Genomic DNA, 15,608 nt, shown 5'->3' on the forward strand with positions numbered 1-15,608 from the left:
CATCAAGCACAATCAGGTTGCCGCCAGCAGTCCTTTGTAGTAATCAACAATGTCCTTGACGGTATTCTCGATGACAAAATGCTCTTTCACCCGTTTCGTTCCATTCTCGGCCATCCGTCTGCGCTCCTCGGGATGTTCCAGCATCCATGTGATGGATTCTGCGAGTATCCCTGCGTCTCCAGGCTGGATCAGCATTCCGGTTACACCCGGTACTACAATCTCTACAGGCCCGCCTTCATTCGAGGCGATGACCGGCAGCCCGGCTGCCATGCCTTCAACAATGACCTGGCCGAACGGCTCAGGCGTAACCGACGTGTGAATCAGCAGATCGGCTTTTTGCATTAATCCCTGTATGTCATCCACATGGCCCAGCAGACTGACATTGGTCAGATCATTCTGCTGAATCGTCCGGATCAATTCCTGTTTGTATTCCTCTTCTCCAAACAGCGCATCGCCGGCCAGCCAAAATTTCACTCTGCTGTCCTGCTTGAAGGCTTTGGCTGCCTCCAGCACGACATGTTGGCCTTTCCAGTGTGCCAGCCGTCCGACCAGCAGCACGTTGAAGTCCTTCTGGTCCCGTCTGCGGGTCCCTTCACTGATCGCCTTGGCGAAGGCGGAGTAGACAACGAGTGTCTTTTTCGTCTGCGGCAGCTCCAGAGCGCTCAGCGTAGAGTGCGAATTGGCGATGACCCCGTTCGGCAGCATGCGCGACATCATGCGGATGGCCTTGGCGACCACCGGCTTTAAGTAAGGGGCGCCGATATGGTCCCGGATATGCCAGATCAGCGGCACGCCCGCTTTCTTGGCGGCGACTGCACCGTAGAACGCTGATTTCAGCGAATTGGTATGCACACAGTCCACCTTCTCCTGCTTCAGCAGGGGAGCCAGCTTGCTGCCGTAGGCCAGCAGCTTGATTGCTGCTGCCGGAGCTCCAAGATTGACGGCGTTGCGGCCGCGGCTGCGGATGCTCTCATCCAGCGGAATTACGCGGACATCAATGCCCTTTTCGCGCAGCCGTTCAGCAAGCGCACCTTCTTCGGCCAGAATGACGAGCGGCTGCACATTTTCTCCGATATTGGTGAGGATATTGAATAAGGCAACCTCTCCTCCGCTCCACTTGGCGGTGTGATCAATATAGGCTACTTTTAGCATCCTGCGGCCACACCCTTTCCCAAAGTCTGCAGAAATACCGATTCAACCTGATCCCCGACATGCTGCCAGGTGTACTTCTCAAGTACATGGCCACGGCATTCTTCACGGCTCGGCAGGAGCTTTCGGTTGCTGAGCATATGAATCATACCCTCTGCCATATCGTCGCTGGCTGCACTCTTGAACAGCAGCTCCGGCCGGAAGCCCTGGAGAATTTCCTTGTTGCCGCCTACCGGGGTAGCCATAACCGGAAGTCCGGAGGACAATGCCTCGACGGTAATCAGCCCGAATCCCTCCAGCGCCTGTGAGGGAACCACGAACATGTCGGCTGCCTGGTAGTAGGAGGCCAGCTCATGATCGGGAATATATCCGAGCAGCCGGACCTTGTTGCCAAGGCCGTAATCGGCGATTTTTTCTTCAAGCTCGCCCCGCAGCGGCCCTTTGCCGCCGATCAGCAGAATCGCGTTCGGGAAGCGCTCCGACACCTGCTTCCAGGCATCCAGCAGCTGCAGCAGCCCCATGCGGTTCATCAGCCGCCGCACGGTCAGCACGGTGGTTGCCCCTTCCGGCAGATTCAGTGTCCGACGTACCGCCAGCCGGTTGTTCGCCGGAACAAAGCGTTCGATATTGGCCGCTCCCGGAATCACGACGATCTTGTGCAGCGGCACTCCGTGCAGCTGATGCAGCACGTCACGGAAATACTCGCTAAGGACAATAAATTTATCTGCCAGCTTGTAGGCCTTGCGTTCGATGGACTTGGCAATGGTCGTCTTGACCCGGTGCTTGATGCCCTGGCCCTCGATCTTCATCTCTTCATTCCACGGACCGTGGAAGGTCATGATGACCGGAATCCCCCGCTTCTTTGCCTCAATCGCCGGCCCTACGCCGTATGGGGCAAAGTGCGAGTACAGGATGTCGATGCGTCCGCTGCCGTTGCCCATCAGATCTGCCGCTTTGCGCTGGAAGGCATCTCTGCGCTTCCAGATCGTCTCTTTGGGATCGCCCGCATTATGGATGATCAGATCCTTGGGAGTCGGCGGTGTCTCCTGGCTGCAGATCAGCGCATGCACCTGGTTGCGTGTGGAGAGCTGCTCGCAGACAGATTTGAAATACGTGTTGAGCCCGCCGGGCTGCAGCGACGGCCAGCTAAGGCCGGTCGTCATAATGTTCAGTCCGTCACTGTACGGCATAGCTTCTCTCCCCCTTCTTCTTCCCTTTCTCCGCCTGACCCTGCGCGTTATGCCGGGCCAGCCTGCTGGAGCTGGTTAATTCGTAAAGCTTGAAGCCGACCATGAATTCATACATCACCCAGAATACGGATACCGCAAATCCGGAAATGCCTTTCTTGAACAGGCCATGCAGGAAGTATTTCTGCAGGAAGCGTGCCGGCGGCCGCAGCAGCAGGTTTCTCAGCTTGAACGGCTTGCCTTTTTCGAATGCCGCCTGTGCCTCCAGGTCGGTGTATTTGTTGAAGCGGGCCACATGGTCGTTGATGCTGCGGAAGCCCTGATGCCACAGCACTCCGTTCAGCCGGACCGTCCGTTCCTCCTCAACCTCGGGCATCTCATGCACCAGGGAATTGCGGATGCCGTACTCCTTGCGGTTATACAGGCGGACCAGGTACTCCCCTTTGTCCAGCCATCTGCCCAGGAAATCACCGATCCGGTAAAGCGAGAAGGCTACGCCCCGGTCAGTCAGCCCCGGCTTGCGCTGCAGAATATCCTGTGCCAGCTCATCGCTGACCACTTCGTCGGTATCAATCAGGAAGACCCAATCATGGACGGCGCGTTCCACTCCGAATTCCCTTTGTTTGGCATATCCGGGCCACGGGTTGACGTATACCCGGCAGCCGAGGCTTTCGGCCAGCTGCACCGTCCCGTCCTTGCTTCCCCCGTCGATTACCACAACCTCGTCGGCGAAGAGTCGGCAGGACTGAATTGCTTTGGATATGCGAACTTCGTCATCCTGAGCAATGATGACAACCGAAATCGGGTAACTGCCCGGGCTGCCAAGCACGCTTGTTACTGAATCCATGAAGGTATCCTCCTTTACTTAACTGCTGGATCCGCCGGTTTCTTGCGGATATAAGAATTCATCGTTGTCTTCATCCATTGGATGTCCTCCCTGCTGATCAGCAGGCGGGGAAGCTTAACTTTCAGGTTGTATCTGATATTAAGAATAATGAACAGGAAGCGGAGCATTGCCGATGACAGCATCGCCACTCCCGCTCCGAATAATCCGAACTTTGGCACCAGCAGGAAGAGCAGCGGGATTACAAGAATCAGGCCCACCCCCTGCAGGATGGATACAAACTTCGGTTTGCCGAGCGCCATGAAGGTCTGAGCCAGAATCAGGGTGCCTCCGCTGATCGTTACCTCCAGCAGCAGCAGCCGGAATACCGTCAGTGCAGTGTTGAAATCCTTGCCGTACAGCAGCGGGATAACAAAGGGGGCAGCCAGCATCAGGAATAGTGCGCCTAACAGCGTGCAGGTGGTGCTGATCCGGAAAGCCTTGAAGGTCAGCGAGATTGCTTCATCTTTCGAAAGCTCGGAGGCTTTCGGGAACAGCACCACAGTAATGGAATTCGAGAAAAAGTTGACCATCCGCGACAGGCTTACCGCCACGGCATACAGCCCCAGGTCGGCCGGCCGCAGCAGGCCGGCGATAATGATCTGGTCAATGTATGTAGAGAACTGGCCGAGCAGATCATTACCGTAAGAGCCAAGCCCGTAGGTGAACAGTCTTTTGAAATTACGGTAAGTGTTTCTCATCTTTACTTTGTAGGTACGCAGCAGGAGCAGCGTCATCCAGATGAACAGCGGCACCGAAGGAATCAGATAAGCCAGTGCGGTAGTATATGGATTCATACTGCCGGTAAGGATCAGAATGCCGATGACCGCCAGCGTCAGAAGCGGCACCAGATACCGCTGCCAGTTGAAGGTTTTGTAATCCCCCCTGAACTGAAAGGCCGCATTGTTGATCTGTGAGACCACAATCAGCGGGCATAGGATCATGGACACTTGCGCGAACAAGACAACCTCTGAACTGAAGGAATCGAGCCAATACGGCAGAACGAAAATCCCTACTGTCATCGCTATTATCCCGAAACCCAGGCCGATCAGCAGTGCGACCCGGTACAGCACACCGGCTTCATCGGGGTTCTTCTTGGCGTTGTAGATCAGCGCCGACGGAATCCCGAAGCTCATGCTGAACGCCAGGAACTGTGACCAGTTCACCATCGCCGTCTGTTCCCCGCGGCCGGATGGTCCGAGGTAGCGGGCGGTCAGCACGCCGGTCAGCATATTGACCAGCAGGATCAGCACGCTGACCATCATGGTTTTGACTGCCGCCGAGCTGTTGTTCTTGCTCTTGGTAAACCGTTTGAGCGAGGACCAGACCGCGCTAGTGGGAAGTGATTTGGCGTTCGACTGCTGCATGCGGTGTTCCCTTCTTTCTACTCTCAATAATCTCTTTGGCGCCGAGGCCAAGGCCAATCAGCATCCAGATCAGGTATCCCTTCAGTCCCGGGAAGCCGTTATCGGATAGCAGGCTGACGACCGCTCCTGTCCAAGCTGCCAGTGAAAGCCTGGCGTACGGCTGAAGACTGTCCTTACTCGTGACCCTCTGGGCAATCTGTTTGATGACGACGCCCAGTGCGCCGAAGAAGAACAAGGCCCCCAGTACCCCGAAGGTGAGCAGCAATGCGATAAACCCGTTATCCATATTGCCGTACTCGCCAAGTTCGCCTCCGTTACCCAGCTTGGTACTCTGACCTACACTGCCAATTCCCTGACCAACGGGATTCGAGGCTACCAGCGGTACCATGTTCTGCCAGAGGACGAGCCGCTCATTGTAGGAGTGATCCTCCTGTACCGAGGTTAATGTCTCCATCCGTGCGACCAACCCTTCTGCACCCGGAAGCTTCGGAACGATCCAGAACAGTGCAGCGGCAACAAAACCGAGCTGGAGCAGCGTCTTCCACTTGCCTTTGGAAGGGGAGGAAGCGATGTAGACCAGCAGCATCACCAGCAGCACCAGCCAGGCCGAGCGGACCAGCGTGGTCAGCAGGCAAATTACGACGAGCAGGACGCCGATCCAGCGCAGCGTACCCTGCCATCTCCGCTCCAGAATCATCGGCACCAGGGCGAATACCAGGAAGGTAGCGGCAGGCCCGGGTGAATTCAGCGTGGAGAACACCCGGACTTCCAGCGGATACGGCGTTCCGATGGAGATCATATCCGCATTGCGCATCCAGAAGGCATCCCATGGCGGAACGGTCAGATACTGGATGATGCCGTAGATGGCTACCAGCACGGCAATGTTGGCAAAAGCGTACAGCAGCCGGTCAATATCCTTCGGCGTGAACCGGGTAACCGCAAAGAACGGAATCAGCAGCAGCGGTACGATGTAGTTCGCCAGATCGTACACCGAGCCCACGCCGTTCTTGGCCAGCCCGATCATTGCGCCGTAAGCCAGTGCCACTGAGAACAACAGAATGATCCGGGATGATGACTTGCGGATCCGGTGAATTTCCCGCAGCACCGGAATGGCAAGGGTTGCACCCGTCAGCAGCGGCGCCAGGCTGAGCAGGGATACGGAATGGTATACCCCTTCTGACCAGTCGGCGATCCGCCGCAGCTCCGGGGCCACTGCCCAGATGAGCAGCGTGTAGGCAATCAGCAGTTTGGGCTTCAGCAGTGCCAGCAGGAAGGCGGGAAAGAGTAGCCCTGCCAGAATGGCTCCCTGCAAACTGTCGGAGGCACTTAGCTGTGCGCTGGCGAACCCGATGATCAGCGGAAGGCCAAGACATATGGCGCAGATCAGCGCTGTCACCGCGCCGGATTTCATCGTGTTCAGGGATGGCAGCGATATACTGCTCTCATTCTGCTCCGTCATCTTCGTTCCCCACCTCCTGCCGGCAACTGTAATTATTCAAGGCTTCTGCCCTTTACACGGTCTTTCTTGCGCAGCTCCTTGAGCAGCAGAACCAGGAATTGGGCATCGTCTACAAGATATCTCTTCCAGAGCCTTCCCGGCTCCTGGCTTAGCCGCCAGAACCATTCAAGCCCTGTCTTCTGCATAAAGTCCGGCGCCCGCTTCACGGAACCGGAGAGGAAATCAAAGGTTGCGCCGACGCCGATCGAAATCGGAGCCTGGTAAGAGGTGTAATGGCGGTAAATCCATTTCTCCTGCTTCGGCGCGCCCACTCCGACGAATACAATATCCGGCTGGCTGTCCGTCAGCATCTTGATGATGTGCCGGTTCTCCTCCTCGTTATGCTCGAAGCCATAGGAGGGAGAGTAGCAACCGACAACATTGATGCCGGGATAAGCCGCTTTTAAATTCATTGTCGCCTTTTCCGGTACGCCTTCCGCGGAGCCGAGGAAGAACAGCCGGTACTTCCTTTGCTCGAAGGCGTTGCCCAGACGGCTGAAGAGATCCGAACCGGATACCTTCTGCTTGAGCGGCTTGCCAAGCATCTTTGAAGCCCAGATCAGCGGCATCCCGTCTGCGACGACTGCGCCCGCCTCTGAATAAACGGCCTGGAACTCTTTGTCCTTGCGCAGCTTGATTACATGATCGACATTGCAGGTCAGGATGTAGGACTGGTTCCTTTCCTGAATCGTTTTGTCGATGTAATCAAGCAAGTCCATGAAGTCATAGTTATTAAAGTTAACATCGAACATATTCACTTGATTCATCGTATCACTTCTTTTTGTGGGGAATCGGTTGGCTGTGAAGATCGATATAGGCAGTTCAGGTACCAACAGAACGGAATAATGAATTGGACCGTCGACAGCGTGTTATCTGAAAAGGAATATACTAGAAACGCTGCAATCAAGAGTGCGTAATAAGGTCTGACCCGCGGCGCCAAAGCTCTGTAAACCACAAGAAACACAGCCAGTAAAGAAAGCATTAGCAGGATGGCGCCGATATACCCTCCATCGTAGTAAAACCGGATGTACTCGTTATGCGGAACAACAAACCCGTAATAGAGTGTACCGTCATTGGCTACGGTGGCTGATCCAAGTCCCCGGCCCGCCCAGGGCGACCCGGCTGCCTTGTTCAGGAAAAACTCCCAGGCTTCCGTCCGGCCCGACAGGTCAATCCCCGTCTCGGTAGTCCGCTCAAAGGAGCGTTTTCTGAGATTATCCAGCTGCAGATAGACAGCTGCGGAGAGTACGATCCCCCCGCCCAGAAGCAGGAACAGGTACTGTGACTTGCCTTTTAAATACTGGCGCGAGATGTCGTAGAAATAATAGAGAACCATAGGTACGAGTGCCAGCATCGGCCCTCTCGTTCCTGTTCCGACAAGAATCAGAAAGTTCAGACCCAGCAGGGTGTAAAAAAGCCGGATATGCTGCGGGCTGCGCTTGATCTCTATGAAGCAGATCGCCACGCCCATGAACGCCAGCATCGCCAGATGCGGTGCAATATTTGCTCCCTGCAGCCGTACAGCACCTGTAAATTCAATGGACAGAAGGGAGTGCATGCCTGCTATCTGCAGCAGTATCCCTATCCCTACACTGATTACGGGCAGACTCGCGAGAATGCGGATCTGCTTATCGGCGACCTCCTTCTTCCAGTTGATCAGGAGAAACACGAAGGGGAGCGACAGTCCGATAAAAGCTTTTACAGCAATGGAAGAGCTCATCTCCGGCAGCCAGATGGAGAAGCCGAAGGTGATAATCACCAGAATGAACATAGCCCACAAGGGGGGACTCAGCTTGAATCTCAGTCCGTTCACCAGAATGCAGGGTACCAGCAGCATCAGGATTACCAGCTTGTAAAGCGAGAGAATTTCGAAACCGAACATGCTGCCGCTGAACAAAAAGTTGATCGAGACCGCTGTCGTCAGCAGTACGAAATAACTGATAACATCGGGGCGTGAGATGGAGACAGTTAGTAAAATAATCAAGAGTACGGCCGCTACCGCAAATACCGGCTGGTAAATGACCGCGGTCCCCAGAAACAGTGCGGACACGAGGTAGAGCATTCCGTATGGCAAAGCGTTTAGTTTGGTGCCCCACTCAAAATTAGTCATTGTCTTCCCTCACCCCGCTGCAGATTCCCTTTTCCGGTTCCAAAACATATGAAGCGTCCCCCGAATACTTTCCAGCCGGCACTTGTTCAGCAGCTTTCTGCCCTGGCTTCTGGAAAAGACTGAATCGGCCATGACGTACACGATTTTGGCGGCCGTTTTGCCCAGCAGCAGCAGATTACCCTTCAGCCCTTCGCTTTTCATGGCGTTGGAGATGCCCTGGCTGTAATACCTTTTCATAATCCAGTCTTCGGTCAGACGCCCTGCAGCCACGAAATGGTCTACGGCCATTTGTGGGTGATACAGGATGGTGTGTCCCTGCTTCTGCAGCTGCCCGAAGAGCCAGGTTTCCTCACCGGAGATGAGGGAATCGCCCTTTCTTCCGAGATCCAGCGGGAACAGGCTGATATCGAATGCCAGCTTGCGCATCGCCATATTGGCTCCGCACGGATGCAGCCGCTTCGGATATTCTCTGACCTTGCCTCCGAGATCCACGATGGTGTAAGGCAGTTCGAACGGCTTGATCAACCAGTCCGGGCGCTTGCTTTCGAAGATCGGGGCCACCTTTCCGCCCATGGCCATGACTTCCGGCCTCTCATCAAAGGTGTTGATTATGGTTGTAATCCAATTCCGGCAAGGTATCGCGTCATCATCGAGGAAAGCGATGATCTGCGATTTGGAAGCTAGAATTCCTGTATTCCGGGCCGCCGACAATCCCTGTACCGGCTCCAGAAGATAACGGATATCCATTTCTGTACCATGACTCCCTATGAAGCCCTTGATCGCTGCTGCCGTACCATCCGGTGAGTTATTATCCACCACAATGATTTCAGCCTGATGCAGATTCTCAAGTCCGATCAGCGACTGAAGGGTTTTAACCAGCAGGGCCGACCTGTTATAGGTGCAGATAATAATGGAAACCTTAGGGATGTCTCCGTACTCAGTCATCGGCAATCACCCAATTCCCATATTTTTAATAAGCGTCCTTGGAACCGAGCAGCATCAGTCCGGTTTTGAAAATGATCTTCAGATCCAGCATCGTGCTCCGGATATGGATATAAGTCAGGTCCAGCTGCACCATTTCGTCAAAACCGACACTGTTTCTGGCATTCACCTGCCAGTATCCGGTGCAGCCCGGCGTAACCAGCAGCCGCTGCTTGTCGTAATCCGTATACTGCGCCACCTCTTCAACGAGCGGAGGACGGGGACCGACCAGACTCATATGGCCCATCAGCACGTTCCAGAGCTGAGGCAGTTCATCAATGCTCGTCTTGCGGATGAATCTTCCGATCCGGGTGATGCGGGGGTCATTTTTGATCTTGAACATCGCCCCGCTCACTTCGTTGTAAGCCTTAAGACTTTCTTTCAGTTCCTCGGCATTAGAAACCATGGATCTGAATTTATACATTGGAAACAGCACTTCGTCCTTGCCCACTCTGGTCTGCCGGAAGAACACCTTGCCTTTGGGATCCTCCAGCTTGATCAGGATAGCCACAAGAGCAAAGAGCGGCAGCAGTACGAGAAGACCAAGGGCGGAGAAAAGAATATCAATGATCCGCTTCATTACCAGATAGGAATCCATCCCTTTGCTTCCTTCTTTGGCATGTAGCATGTAAAGTTTCGGCAGGACGGCCTCGTAGTCTTCCGGCAGTTTTTGCATGCTCATTTCTCCTCATTCCTCCTAAAGGTTTAAATGTATTTTTAACTGCTGAGTGTGGTTTGTCCGGCTTTGCTGAGCCATTCTGCCATTGCATCCATCACCGGATAACGCAGATCATCGCTTTGGAGGGCAAATTCCAGTGTAGTCAGGATGTAACCGAGACGTTCACCGACATCATATCTGGTTCCGTCGAAGTTATAGGCATATACCCGTTCGCTCTGGTTCAGCTTCTGGATGGCATCGGTCAGCTGGATTTCGCCTCCGGCGCCTTTTTCCTGCAGATCCAGGTATTTAAAGATTTTTGGAGTAAAGACGTAGCGTCCCATGATTGCCAGATTAGATGGGGCTGTACCCAGAGGAGGTTTTTCCACAAAGTTGTTAACCCGGTAGAGCCGTCCGTCCTGCAGATCCGGTTCGATAATCCCGTAGCGGTTGGTGAATTCATCCGGAATTTCCTGTACCCCGATTACCGAATTCTGTGTTTCCTCGTACTGGTCAATCAGTTGTTTAAGGCAAGGTGTATTGCCTGTTACGATGTCATCCCCGAGCATAACGCCGAAAGGCTCGTCTCCGATAAAGCGCCGTGCGCACCATACGGCATGCCCCAGACCCATCGCTTCTTTTTGGCGGATATAGTGGATTTCAACTTTAGAGGAACGCTGAACCTCTTTGAGCAGCTCCAGCTTTCCATCCTCCAGCAGTCTGGATTCCAGCTCGAACGCATTGTCAAAGTGATCCTCGATCGCCCGCTTGCCCTTACCGGTAACGATGATAATGTCCTCAATGCCGGAAGCGATGGCTTCTTCCACGATATACTGGATGGTCGGCTTGTTGATAATCGGAAGCATTTCCTTAGGCATGGCCTTTGTCGCAGGAAGGAAGCGCGTTCCTAACCCAGCTGCAGGGATAATTACCTTCTTTACCTTTTTCATCATCGCACTTACCTCCTGATCGTTATGTGTAGGATTGTAAATCTTGGGACTTTACCGGGTCTGATTCATGGCAATGCCGAGAATATTCGACCCGCTCTGCTCAAGCAGCGCCTTCAGCTTGCGGACTGCTTCGCGTTTTGTCTTGCCGTGCCTGGCCACCAGGATCACTCCATCGGAGAGCGGGGCCAGAATACGGGCATCACTGTATTCCACAGCCGGCGGGGTGTCGAGCAGGATCAGATCAAAGCTGCCCTTCAGCTCCTCCAGCAGAGCACCCATTTTGTCATTGCCCAGGAGATCCGGCGGACTGATGCGGGTCTTGCCTGCCGGGATGACGGCCAGGTTGGCCAGATTGCCGTATACGGCAATATCCTTCGCAGCTTCCTGACCGCTCAGGTAGGCAGCCAGTCCTTCACTGCCTTCCACCTCGAACACGGTATGCAGTCCGGGATGGCGCAGGTTGCAGTCTACAACGGCTACCTTCTTGCCGTCCTGGACAAAGGATACAGCGAGATTGGACAACACCGTTGTCTTGCCCTCCCCGCCTTCAGCAGAAGTGAAGAGAAGTACCTTGCCGCTGTCCCCCCCGGTCAACCCGAGCTGGCGGATGTAGGTGCGGAGCGAGCGGAAGGATTCGGAGATATGCGAGGATGGATTCAAGTCTGCAATCAAGCTTTTATTCAGCCGTAACATAAGTACCCTCCCCTACTCTTGCTTTGGCGTTTGCCGCACTGCCCAGATCACGTTTACGGATGACCGGGATGCTGGCAATAACCGGCAGTCCGACATCGAATTCCGCTTCCTTCTCGGTGCGGAGCGTTCCATTCAGCGTTTCCAGCAACAGGATGATACCGATAGCAGCCATTAATGAAATAACAAAGCTGATAATCAGGTTCATGGCGACACCGCCGTTAGTTGGAGCTGGAAGATCAGCCGGATCAGCCGGGGTCAGGAAGGTAACATTGTCCAGCATCATAAGGGACGGCAGGCTGCGTATGAAGCTTTGCGAAACCGCGTTTACAATGTTGGCTGCCGTGCTGTAGCTTTCGTCCTGTACACTCAGATTGATCACAGAGCTTTTCTCCGAGGATCTTACCTGCAGTTTCGCGGCCAGCTGTTCTTCCGTGAGACCAAACTCGGGATGATCGGCCACAACACTGCCCAGAATTGCGGGGGACTTCATAATTTCCTTGTAGCTCTCGATGAGGTTCAGGCTGAAGTTCAGGTTGTTGAGATTGTTGCTCTCGGGTACATTTGCGGTATTGTTGACCAGCAGCTGTCCGGAGGCGGAGTAGACGGGTGTAACGAAGTTCTTGCTGACATAGTAGGTAGTAGCACAGGAGATCAATACAAATACCGTTATCAGCCAGAGCCTCTTCTTAATCAGGTTAATGTAATCCAAAATCGTCTTTTCCACAGTAACCCTCCTTCCGCATTCATTACGTTCTGAAAGCATTCATGAAAGTTTCAGATATCTTGTGTCTTATTCTATCAATCTGTACGGGTTGCCACATGGCTCCTCCCATTACTTTAATGTTCACTTTCGAGTAAGTGAATTTGGTGCCTATGCGGGGCAGGATGGTATACTTTAGTACCATATTCCCGGGCAATCGTTTCCGGCAAATGGAAGATAAGCCTACGGCAACCGTCATTTCATCCTCTAAACCTCCAAAATTCCGTACATAATATGTCAGTTAAAACGAATCCGGACGCACGCAAACAGGACCGCCTTTAAGAAAGAGGGTCCTGTTTTTCTGCAATATCCTTACATTTACACAAAACATTCTTAAATTTGCACAAAAAAACACGGACAATCCTGTCCGTGCTCTGCCGCCTGTATAAGCTTTATAAAGTGCTGTTGTTAATCATAGGACATTTCAAATTTCGTCAGTCCGACTGCATTGGCATACAGCGCCGCCTGAGTGCGGTCGGCTACCTGCAGCTTCGCCAGAATCTGGCTTACATGCTTTTTGACGGTGAATTCGCTGATGAACAGGCGCGAAGCAATATCCTTGTTGCACGCTCCCTGGCCGAGTTCGATCAGAACTTCCTTCTCCTTGGGTGTCAATTCGTCGGTAGGACTGCTGCCGCTCATCCGCATCTTATCTTCCATCAGGCCCGGATCATAATACTTACGTCCCTTGTAGACCAGCTGGATCGCGAACAGCAGCTCCTCCGGCAGAGCCTCCTTCAGCACGTATCCGTCAACCAGCACCTCTTCTGCCTTGAGAAAATCCTCCCGGCTTGCTGACGAGGTAAGCAGAATGAATTTGCTGGTGAGTCCGCGCGCCCGGGCAGCCTTGATTACATCAAGCCCTGACTCGTCTGCCAGCCGCAAATCAATCAGTACAAGATCAGGCTGAGTCTCTTCTATAACCTGAAGAGCTTCCTGGCCATTCGTTGCTTCGCCTGCAAAATGCAGATTGGGCTGCATGGAAATCACCGCAGCCAATCCTCTTCTTACCAACGGGTGATCATCAACAATGACGATATTCACTTGAATGACCTCCTGCCTAATGTTTATGCATTCTTTAATTCAGCCACGCCGACAGGTATCGAAATCAAAATTCTTGTTCCTGCATTCTCGCTGCTGGAGATTTGGAATTCTCCGCCCAGCGACTGAGTCAGATACTGCATATTCTTCATGCCTAGCCCGCCGGTGGTATCTTCAGACGTAGTCCACAGAAGATCCGTATCAAAACCGATACCATCATCTGTAATAGACAGTCTGATCCATTTGGGCTTCAGAGACAGCTCGACATCCACCCGGCTGGCCGCGCCATGACGTATGGCGTTGCCTGTCGCTTCGGAAATAATCCGGAAGAGCGCCTTGTGGTAAGGATAAGGGAGGCTGAAATCATCCCCCGTTATTTTGAGTTCAATTTCAACATCATTGAGCCTCGACAGGCTCTTCAGATGAGATCTGACCATGCCCAGCCAGGTTGGCCCGCCGCTCTTCTTGGAACTGAGGCTGTAGATCGTAATCCGCAGCTCTTTGGCAACCCTGGTTGCCGAATCATGAATCAGGTCAATCTGCTCTTCAAGCTCAGATTCGGACATTTTGCGCCAGGTCTGCTTAAGGGAATGGGTTGCGTATACGATACCGAACAGGCTCTGCGATACGCTGTCATGCATTTCATCCGCAATCCGGTTCTGCTCATTCGTGATGATCAGCCGGTTTTCAATGACACCCAGCTCATGCCGTTCCAGAATAATGGCACTCAGCTCTGACAGGAACATCAGCTGCTGAATATACCATCTGCGCCCTTCAAGTCCCTCTGAGGATTCCAGCTTCACGCCGACCATACCGACAAACCGGGTGCTCATTCTCACCGGCATCAGCAAAAAATCGCCGAGGCCCGGCATACTTTTGAACACCGGCTCACGCTGCAGCCTCCACTCGTGCTCATGCTTTTCCAGCTCTGTGAACAGAAAACGTTCTTCTTCATGCTGCCAGCCGGTCTGCCGGCTCTGCGGAGCGGGCTCGCCGCTCTTTTTGGCAAACCAGAATAAGGCCTTATCCAGTTTGGTTAGCTTCACCACGTAGTCCGTTATGACCTGGCCGATGTTCATGAAGTCATGCTGGCTGGAGGTTTCGACGATGTGATAGAGCGATTTGATATGCTCCATGGTTTCGTTGGTCCGCGCGTTCGCTTCTTCCCGCTGCCGCTTGATCCTGTTAACCATCTGCATAACTATAACCGCAAGAACCAGGGCTAGAAACAGGTTGCCGTTCTGAAGTACTGCAGCCGATAACGATTTGCCCGCGGAATTCACAAACATATAACAAAATCCGGTTACGACAGCAATGTAGCCCAGCAGTAAGCTCCACCCGAAATACACGGACAGCGATCCTGCCGCAATCAGCACCGGGTTAAGCACATATAGCTTAAACACACTGTCAAACCCGCCGGTCAGTAAAGTCAGTGCAATAACGCCGGCCATCTCTATGCTGACTGCCAGCATAAGAACCCGCGGTCTGATCCGGAGCCTCCGGTAAATTATTACGAATACTTGGGCGATTAAGAAAAGCGAGATAATTAATAGGGATTTATAAATGACGGAAGGCCCCGTATGGTCTAGGAGGTACATCATAGATGTGAGGGACAAAGAAAAGTATCTGTAAAATGCTAACATTCTGTCTTCCGCGGTTGTTTTGATTTTCATCCCACCACCCTATTCTCCACCTTTTTTGGAAAATGCGAGCTCATCAAAGCTTTGTTTAAAAGCATCATACATGAGAAAAATCACAATAACAAGTTTCTCTATTTATTGATAACGTTTTCTTTTCAAAAAAATAACATTATGGCCTAATTTTTTTATGATTTTATTATATTTTTATTCCTTCACCTTATACCTAGCATCGGAAATCTCAGGGAGCGGGATTCAAGGGCATTTTTGCCCTTGATTTTGCTCATCCGGCCGCATTCCGCCAAACAGCAGGAGCTGTGGCAAGCAAAACAGCCTGTCCGCGAAGCGGACAGGCTGTTACAGAAGCATAATTGGTTACTGGCATTCAGAGCGGCTCGGCTTGACAGGATTCCGGGTCTAAGACGGCTGCGGCAGTTTATTATTACAAATACAAATCTGATAGCGCTGCTCCCCAACGATATGATAGCCGGTGGAGAGAACCCGGACAGTATGATTATCACGCACATCAACCTTATGGAGACTACGGCAAGCAATGCAATAAAACTCTCTCATGGTTTCATCTCCGGCAAACGCATAGTCAAAAAGCACTAAAAAAGGGCTAATATTATATTATCTAAAATAATATCATCCCGTTTTTATGAGTGTCAACATAAATCCGCATAATCCGACAAAA

General features: G+C 52.8%; 15 protein-coding genes. 1 reads left to right on the forward strand and 14 read right to left on the reverse strand.

Going from position 1 to position 15,608, the window contains the following annotated elements; genetic code table 11:
- Positions 1–12: 12 nt before the first annotated feature.
- The 14 genes from M2108_RS15825 to M2108_RS15890 form a co-directional block, all read right to left on the reverse strand.
- Positions 13–1,152 (reverse strand): glycosyltransferase family 4 protein, encoded by a 1,140-nt coding sequence (locus M2108_RS15825; RefSeq protein WP_277470359.1) that lies wholly within the window; start codon positions 1,150–1,152, stop codon positions 13–15.
- Positions 1,146–2,339: a glycosyltransferase family 4 protein gene (locus tag M2108_RS15830; protein ID WP_277470360.1), complete on the reverse strand. Its 1,194-nt coding sequence runs from the start codon at positions 2,337–2,339 to the stop codon at positions 1,146–1,148. The genes M2108_RS15825 and M2108_RS15830 overlap by 7 nt, the downstream gene beginning before the upstream one ends.
- Positions 2,326–3,183 carry a glycosyltransferase family 2 protein gene (locus M2108_RS15835; protein ID WP_277470361.1) on the reverse strand — a complete coding sequence of 286 codons (858 nt, stop codon included), beginning with the start codon at positions 3,181–3,183 and terminating at the stop codon, positions 2,326–2,328. The genes M2108_RS15830 and M2108_RS15835 overlap by 14 nt, the downstream gene beginning before the upstream one ends.
- A 14-nt stretch (positions 3,184–3,197) precedes the next feature.
- A complete protein-coding gene (locus M2108_RS15840) occupies positions 3,198–4,586 on the reverse strand; it encodes an oligosaccharide flippase family protein (protein ID WP_277470362.1) in 1,389 nt (462 codons plus the stop codon).
- Positions 4,552–5,997, reverse strand: coding sequence for an O-antigen ligase family protein (locus tag M2108_RS15845; RefSeq protein WP_346780566.1), 1,446 nt, complete (start codon positions 5,995–5,997; stop codon positions 4,552–4,554). Before M2108_RS15845 ends, M2108_RS15840 begins: the two co-directional genes overlap by 35 nt.
- Positions 5,998–6,077: 80 nt before the next feature.
- Entirely contained in the window at positions 6,078–6,851 is a 774-nt protein-coding gene (locus M2108_RS15850) for a WecB/TagA/CpsF family glycosyltransferase (RefSeq protein ID WP_068720658.1), read from the reverse strand.
- Positions 6,848–8,194, reverse strand: a complete 1,347-nt coding sequence (locus tag M2108_RS15855; RefSeq protein ID WP_277470364.1) for an O-antigen ligase family protein — start codon at positions 8,192–8,194, stop codon at positions 6,848–6,850. Before M2108_RS15855 ends, M2108_RS15850 begins: the two co-directional genes overlap by 4 nt.
- A 9-nt stretch (positions 8,195–8,203) precedes the next feature.
- Positions 8,204–9,139 carry a glycosyltransferase gene (locus tag M2108_RS15860; protein WP_277470365.1) on the reverse strand — a complete coding sequence of 312 codons (936 nt, stop codon included), beginning with the start codon at positions 9,137–9,139 and terminating at the stop codon, positions 8,204–8,206.
- Between the two features lie 25 nt (positions 9,140–9,164).
- Positions 9,165–9,857 carry a sugar transferase gene (locus tag M2108_RS15865; RefSeq protein ID WP_277470366.1) on the reverse strand — a complete coding sequence of 231 codons (693 nt, stop codon included), beginning with the start codon at positions 9,855–9,857 and terminating at the stop codon, positions 9,165–9,167.
- A gap of 35 nt (positions 9,858–9,892) precedes the next feature.
- The gene (gene galU, locus M2108_RS15870; protein ID WP_082707628.1) at positions 9,893–10,786 is read right to left on the reverse strand and encodes a UTP--glucose-1-phosphate uridylyltransferase GalU; all 894 of its coding nucleotides are present in this window, start codon (positions 10,784–10,786) and stop codon (positions 9,893–9,895) included.
- A 48-nt stretch (positions 10,787–10,834) separates the two neighbouring features.
- Positions 10,835–11,476, reverse strand: a complete 642-nt coding sequence (locus M2108_RS15875) for a CpsD/CapB family tyrosine-protein kinase (RefSeq protein WP_277470367.1) — start codon at positions 11,474–11,476, stop codon at positions 10,835–10,837.
- The gene (locus M2108_RS15880) at positions 11,460–12,200 is read right to left on the reverse strand and encodes a YveK family protein (protein WP_277470368.1); all 741 of its coding nucleotides are present in this window, start codon (positions 12,198–12,200) and stop codon (positions 11,460–11,462) included. Before M2108_RS15880 ends, M2108_RS15875 begins: the two co-directional genes overlap by 17 nt.
- Positions 12,201–12,644: 444 nt before the next feature.
- Positions 12,645–13,280 (reverse strand): response regulator, encoded by a 636-nt coding sequence (locus M2108_RS15885; RefSeq protein ID WP_090717544.1) that lies wholly within the window; start codon positions 13,278–13,280, stop codon positions 12,645–12,647.
- A gap of 23 nt (positions 13,281–13,303) precedes the next feature.
- Positions 13,304–14,749, reverse strand: a complete 1,446-nt coding sequence (locus tag M2108_RS15890; protein WP_277470369.1) for a sensor histidine kinase — start codon at positions 14,747–14,749, stop codon at positions 13,304–13,306.
- A 438-nt stretch (positions 14,750–15,187) separates the two neighbouring features.
- Between M2108_RS15890 and M2108_RS15895 the strand changes: the two genes are divergently transcribed.
- Positions 15,188–15,526 carry a hypothetical protein gene (locus tag M2108_RS15895; RefSeq protein WP_277470370.1) on the forward strand — a complete coding sequence of 113 codons (339 nt, stop codon included), beginning with the start codon at positions 15,188–15,190 and terminating at the stop codon, positions 15,524–15,526.
- Positions 15,527–15,608 lie beyond the last annotated feature (82 nt).

It is taken from the genome of Paenibacillus sp. PastM-3 (assembly GCF_029893965.1).
Taxonomy (GTDB): Bacteria; Bacillota; Bacilli; order Paenibacillales; family Paenibacillaceae; genus Paenibacillus_AQ.

Coding starts and splice junctions, on each gene's coding strand:
- M2108_RS15855 (WP_277470364.1), bottom strand. CDS start 8,194: ATGACTAATTTTGAGTGGGGCACCAAACTAAACGCTTTGCCATACGGA.
- M2108_RS15865 (WP_277470366.1), bottom strand. CDS start 9,857: ATGAGCATGCAAAAACTGCCGGAAGACTACGAGGCCGTCCTGCCGAAA.
- M2108_RS15835 (WP_277470361.1), bottom strand. CDS start 3,183: ATGGATTCAGTAACAAGCGTGCTTGGCAGCCCGGGCAGTTACCCGATT.
- M2108_RS15850 (WP_068720658.1), bottom strand. CDS start 6,851: ATGAATCAAGTGAATATGTTCGATGTTAACTTTAATAACTATGACTTC.
- M2108_RS15860 (WP_277470365.1), bottom strand. CDS start 9,139: ATGACTGAGTACGGAGACATCCCTAAGGTTTCCATTATTATCTGCACC.
- M2108_RS15830 (WP_277470360.1), bottom strand. CDS start 2,339: ATGCCGTACAGTGACGGACTGAACATTATGACGACCGGCCTTAGCTGG.
- M2108_RS15875 (WP_277470367.1), bottom strand. CDS start 11,476: ATGTTACGGCTGAATAAAAGCTTGATTGCAGACTTGAATCCATCCTCG.
- M2108_RS15825 (WP_277470359.1), bottom strand. CDS start 1,152: ATGCTAAAAGTAGCCTATATTGATCACACCGCCAAGTGGAGCGGAGGA.
- galU (WP_082707628.1), bottom strand. CDS start 10,786: ATGATGAAAAAGGTAAAGAAGGTAATTATCCCTGCAGCTGGGTTAGGA.
- M2108_RS15845 (WP_346780566.1), bottom strand. CDS start 5,997: ATGAAATCCGGCGCGGTGACAGCGCTGATCTGCGCCATATGTCTTGGC.
- M2108_RS15890 (WP_277470369.1), bottom strand. CDS start 14,749: ATGCTGGCAGTCAGCATAGAGATGGCCGGCGTTATTGCACTGACTTTA.
- M2108_RS15840 (WP_277470362.1), bottom strand. CDS start 4,586: ATGCAGCAGTCGAACGCCAAATCACTTCCCACTAGCGCGGTCTGGTCC.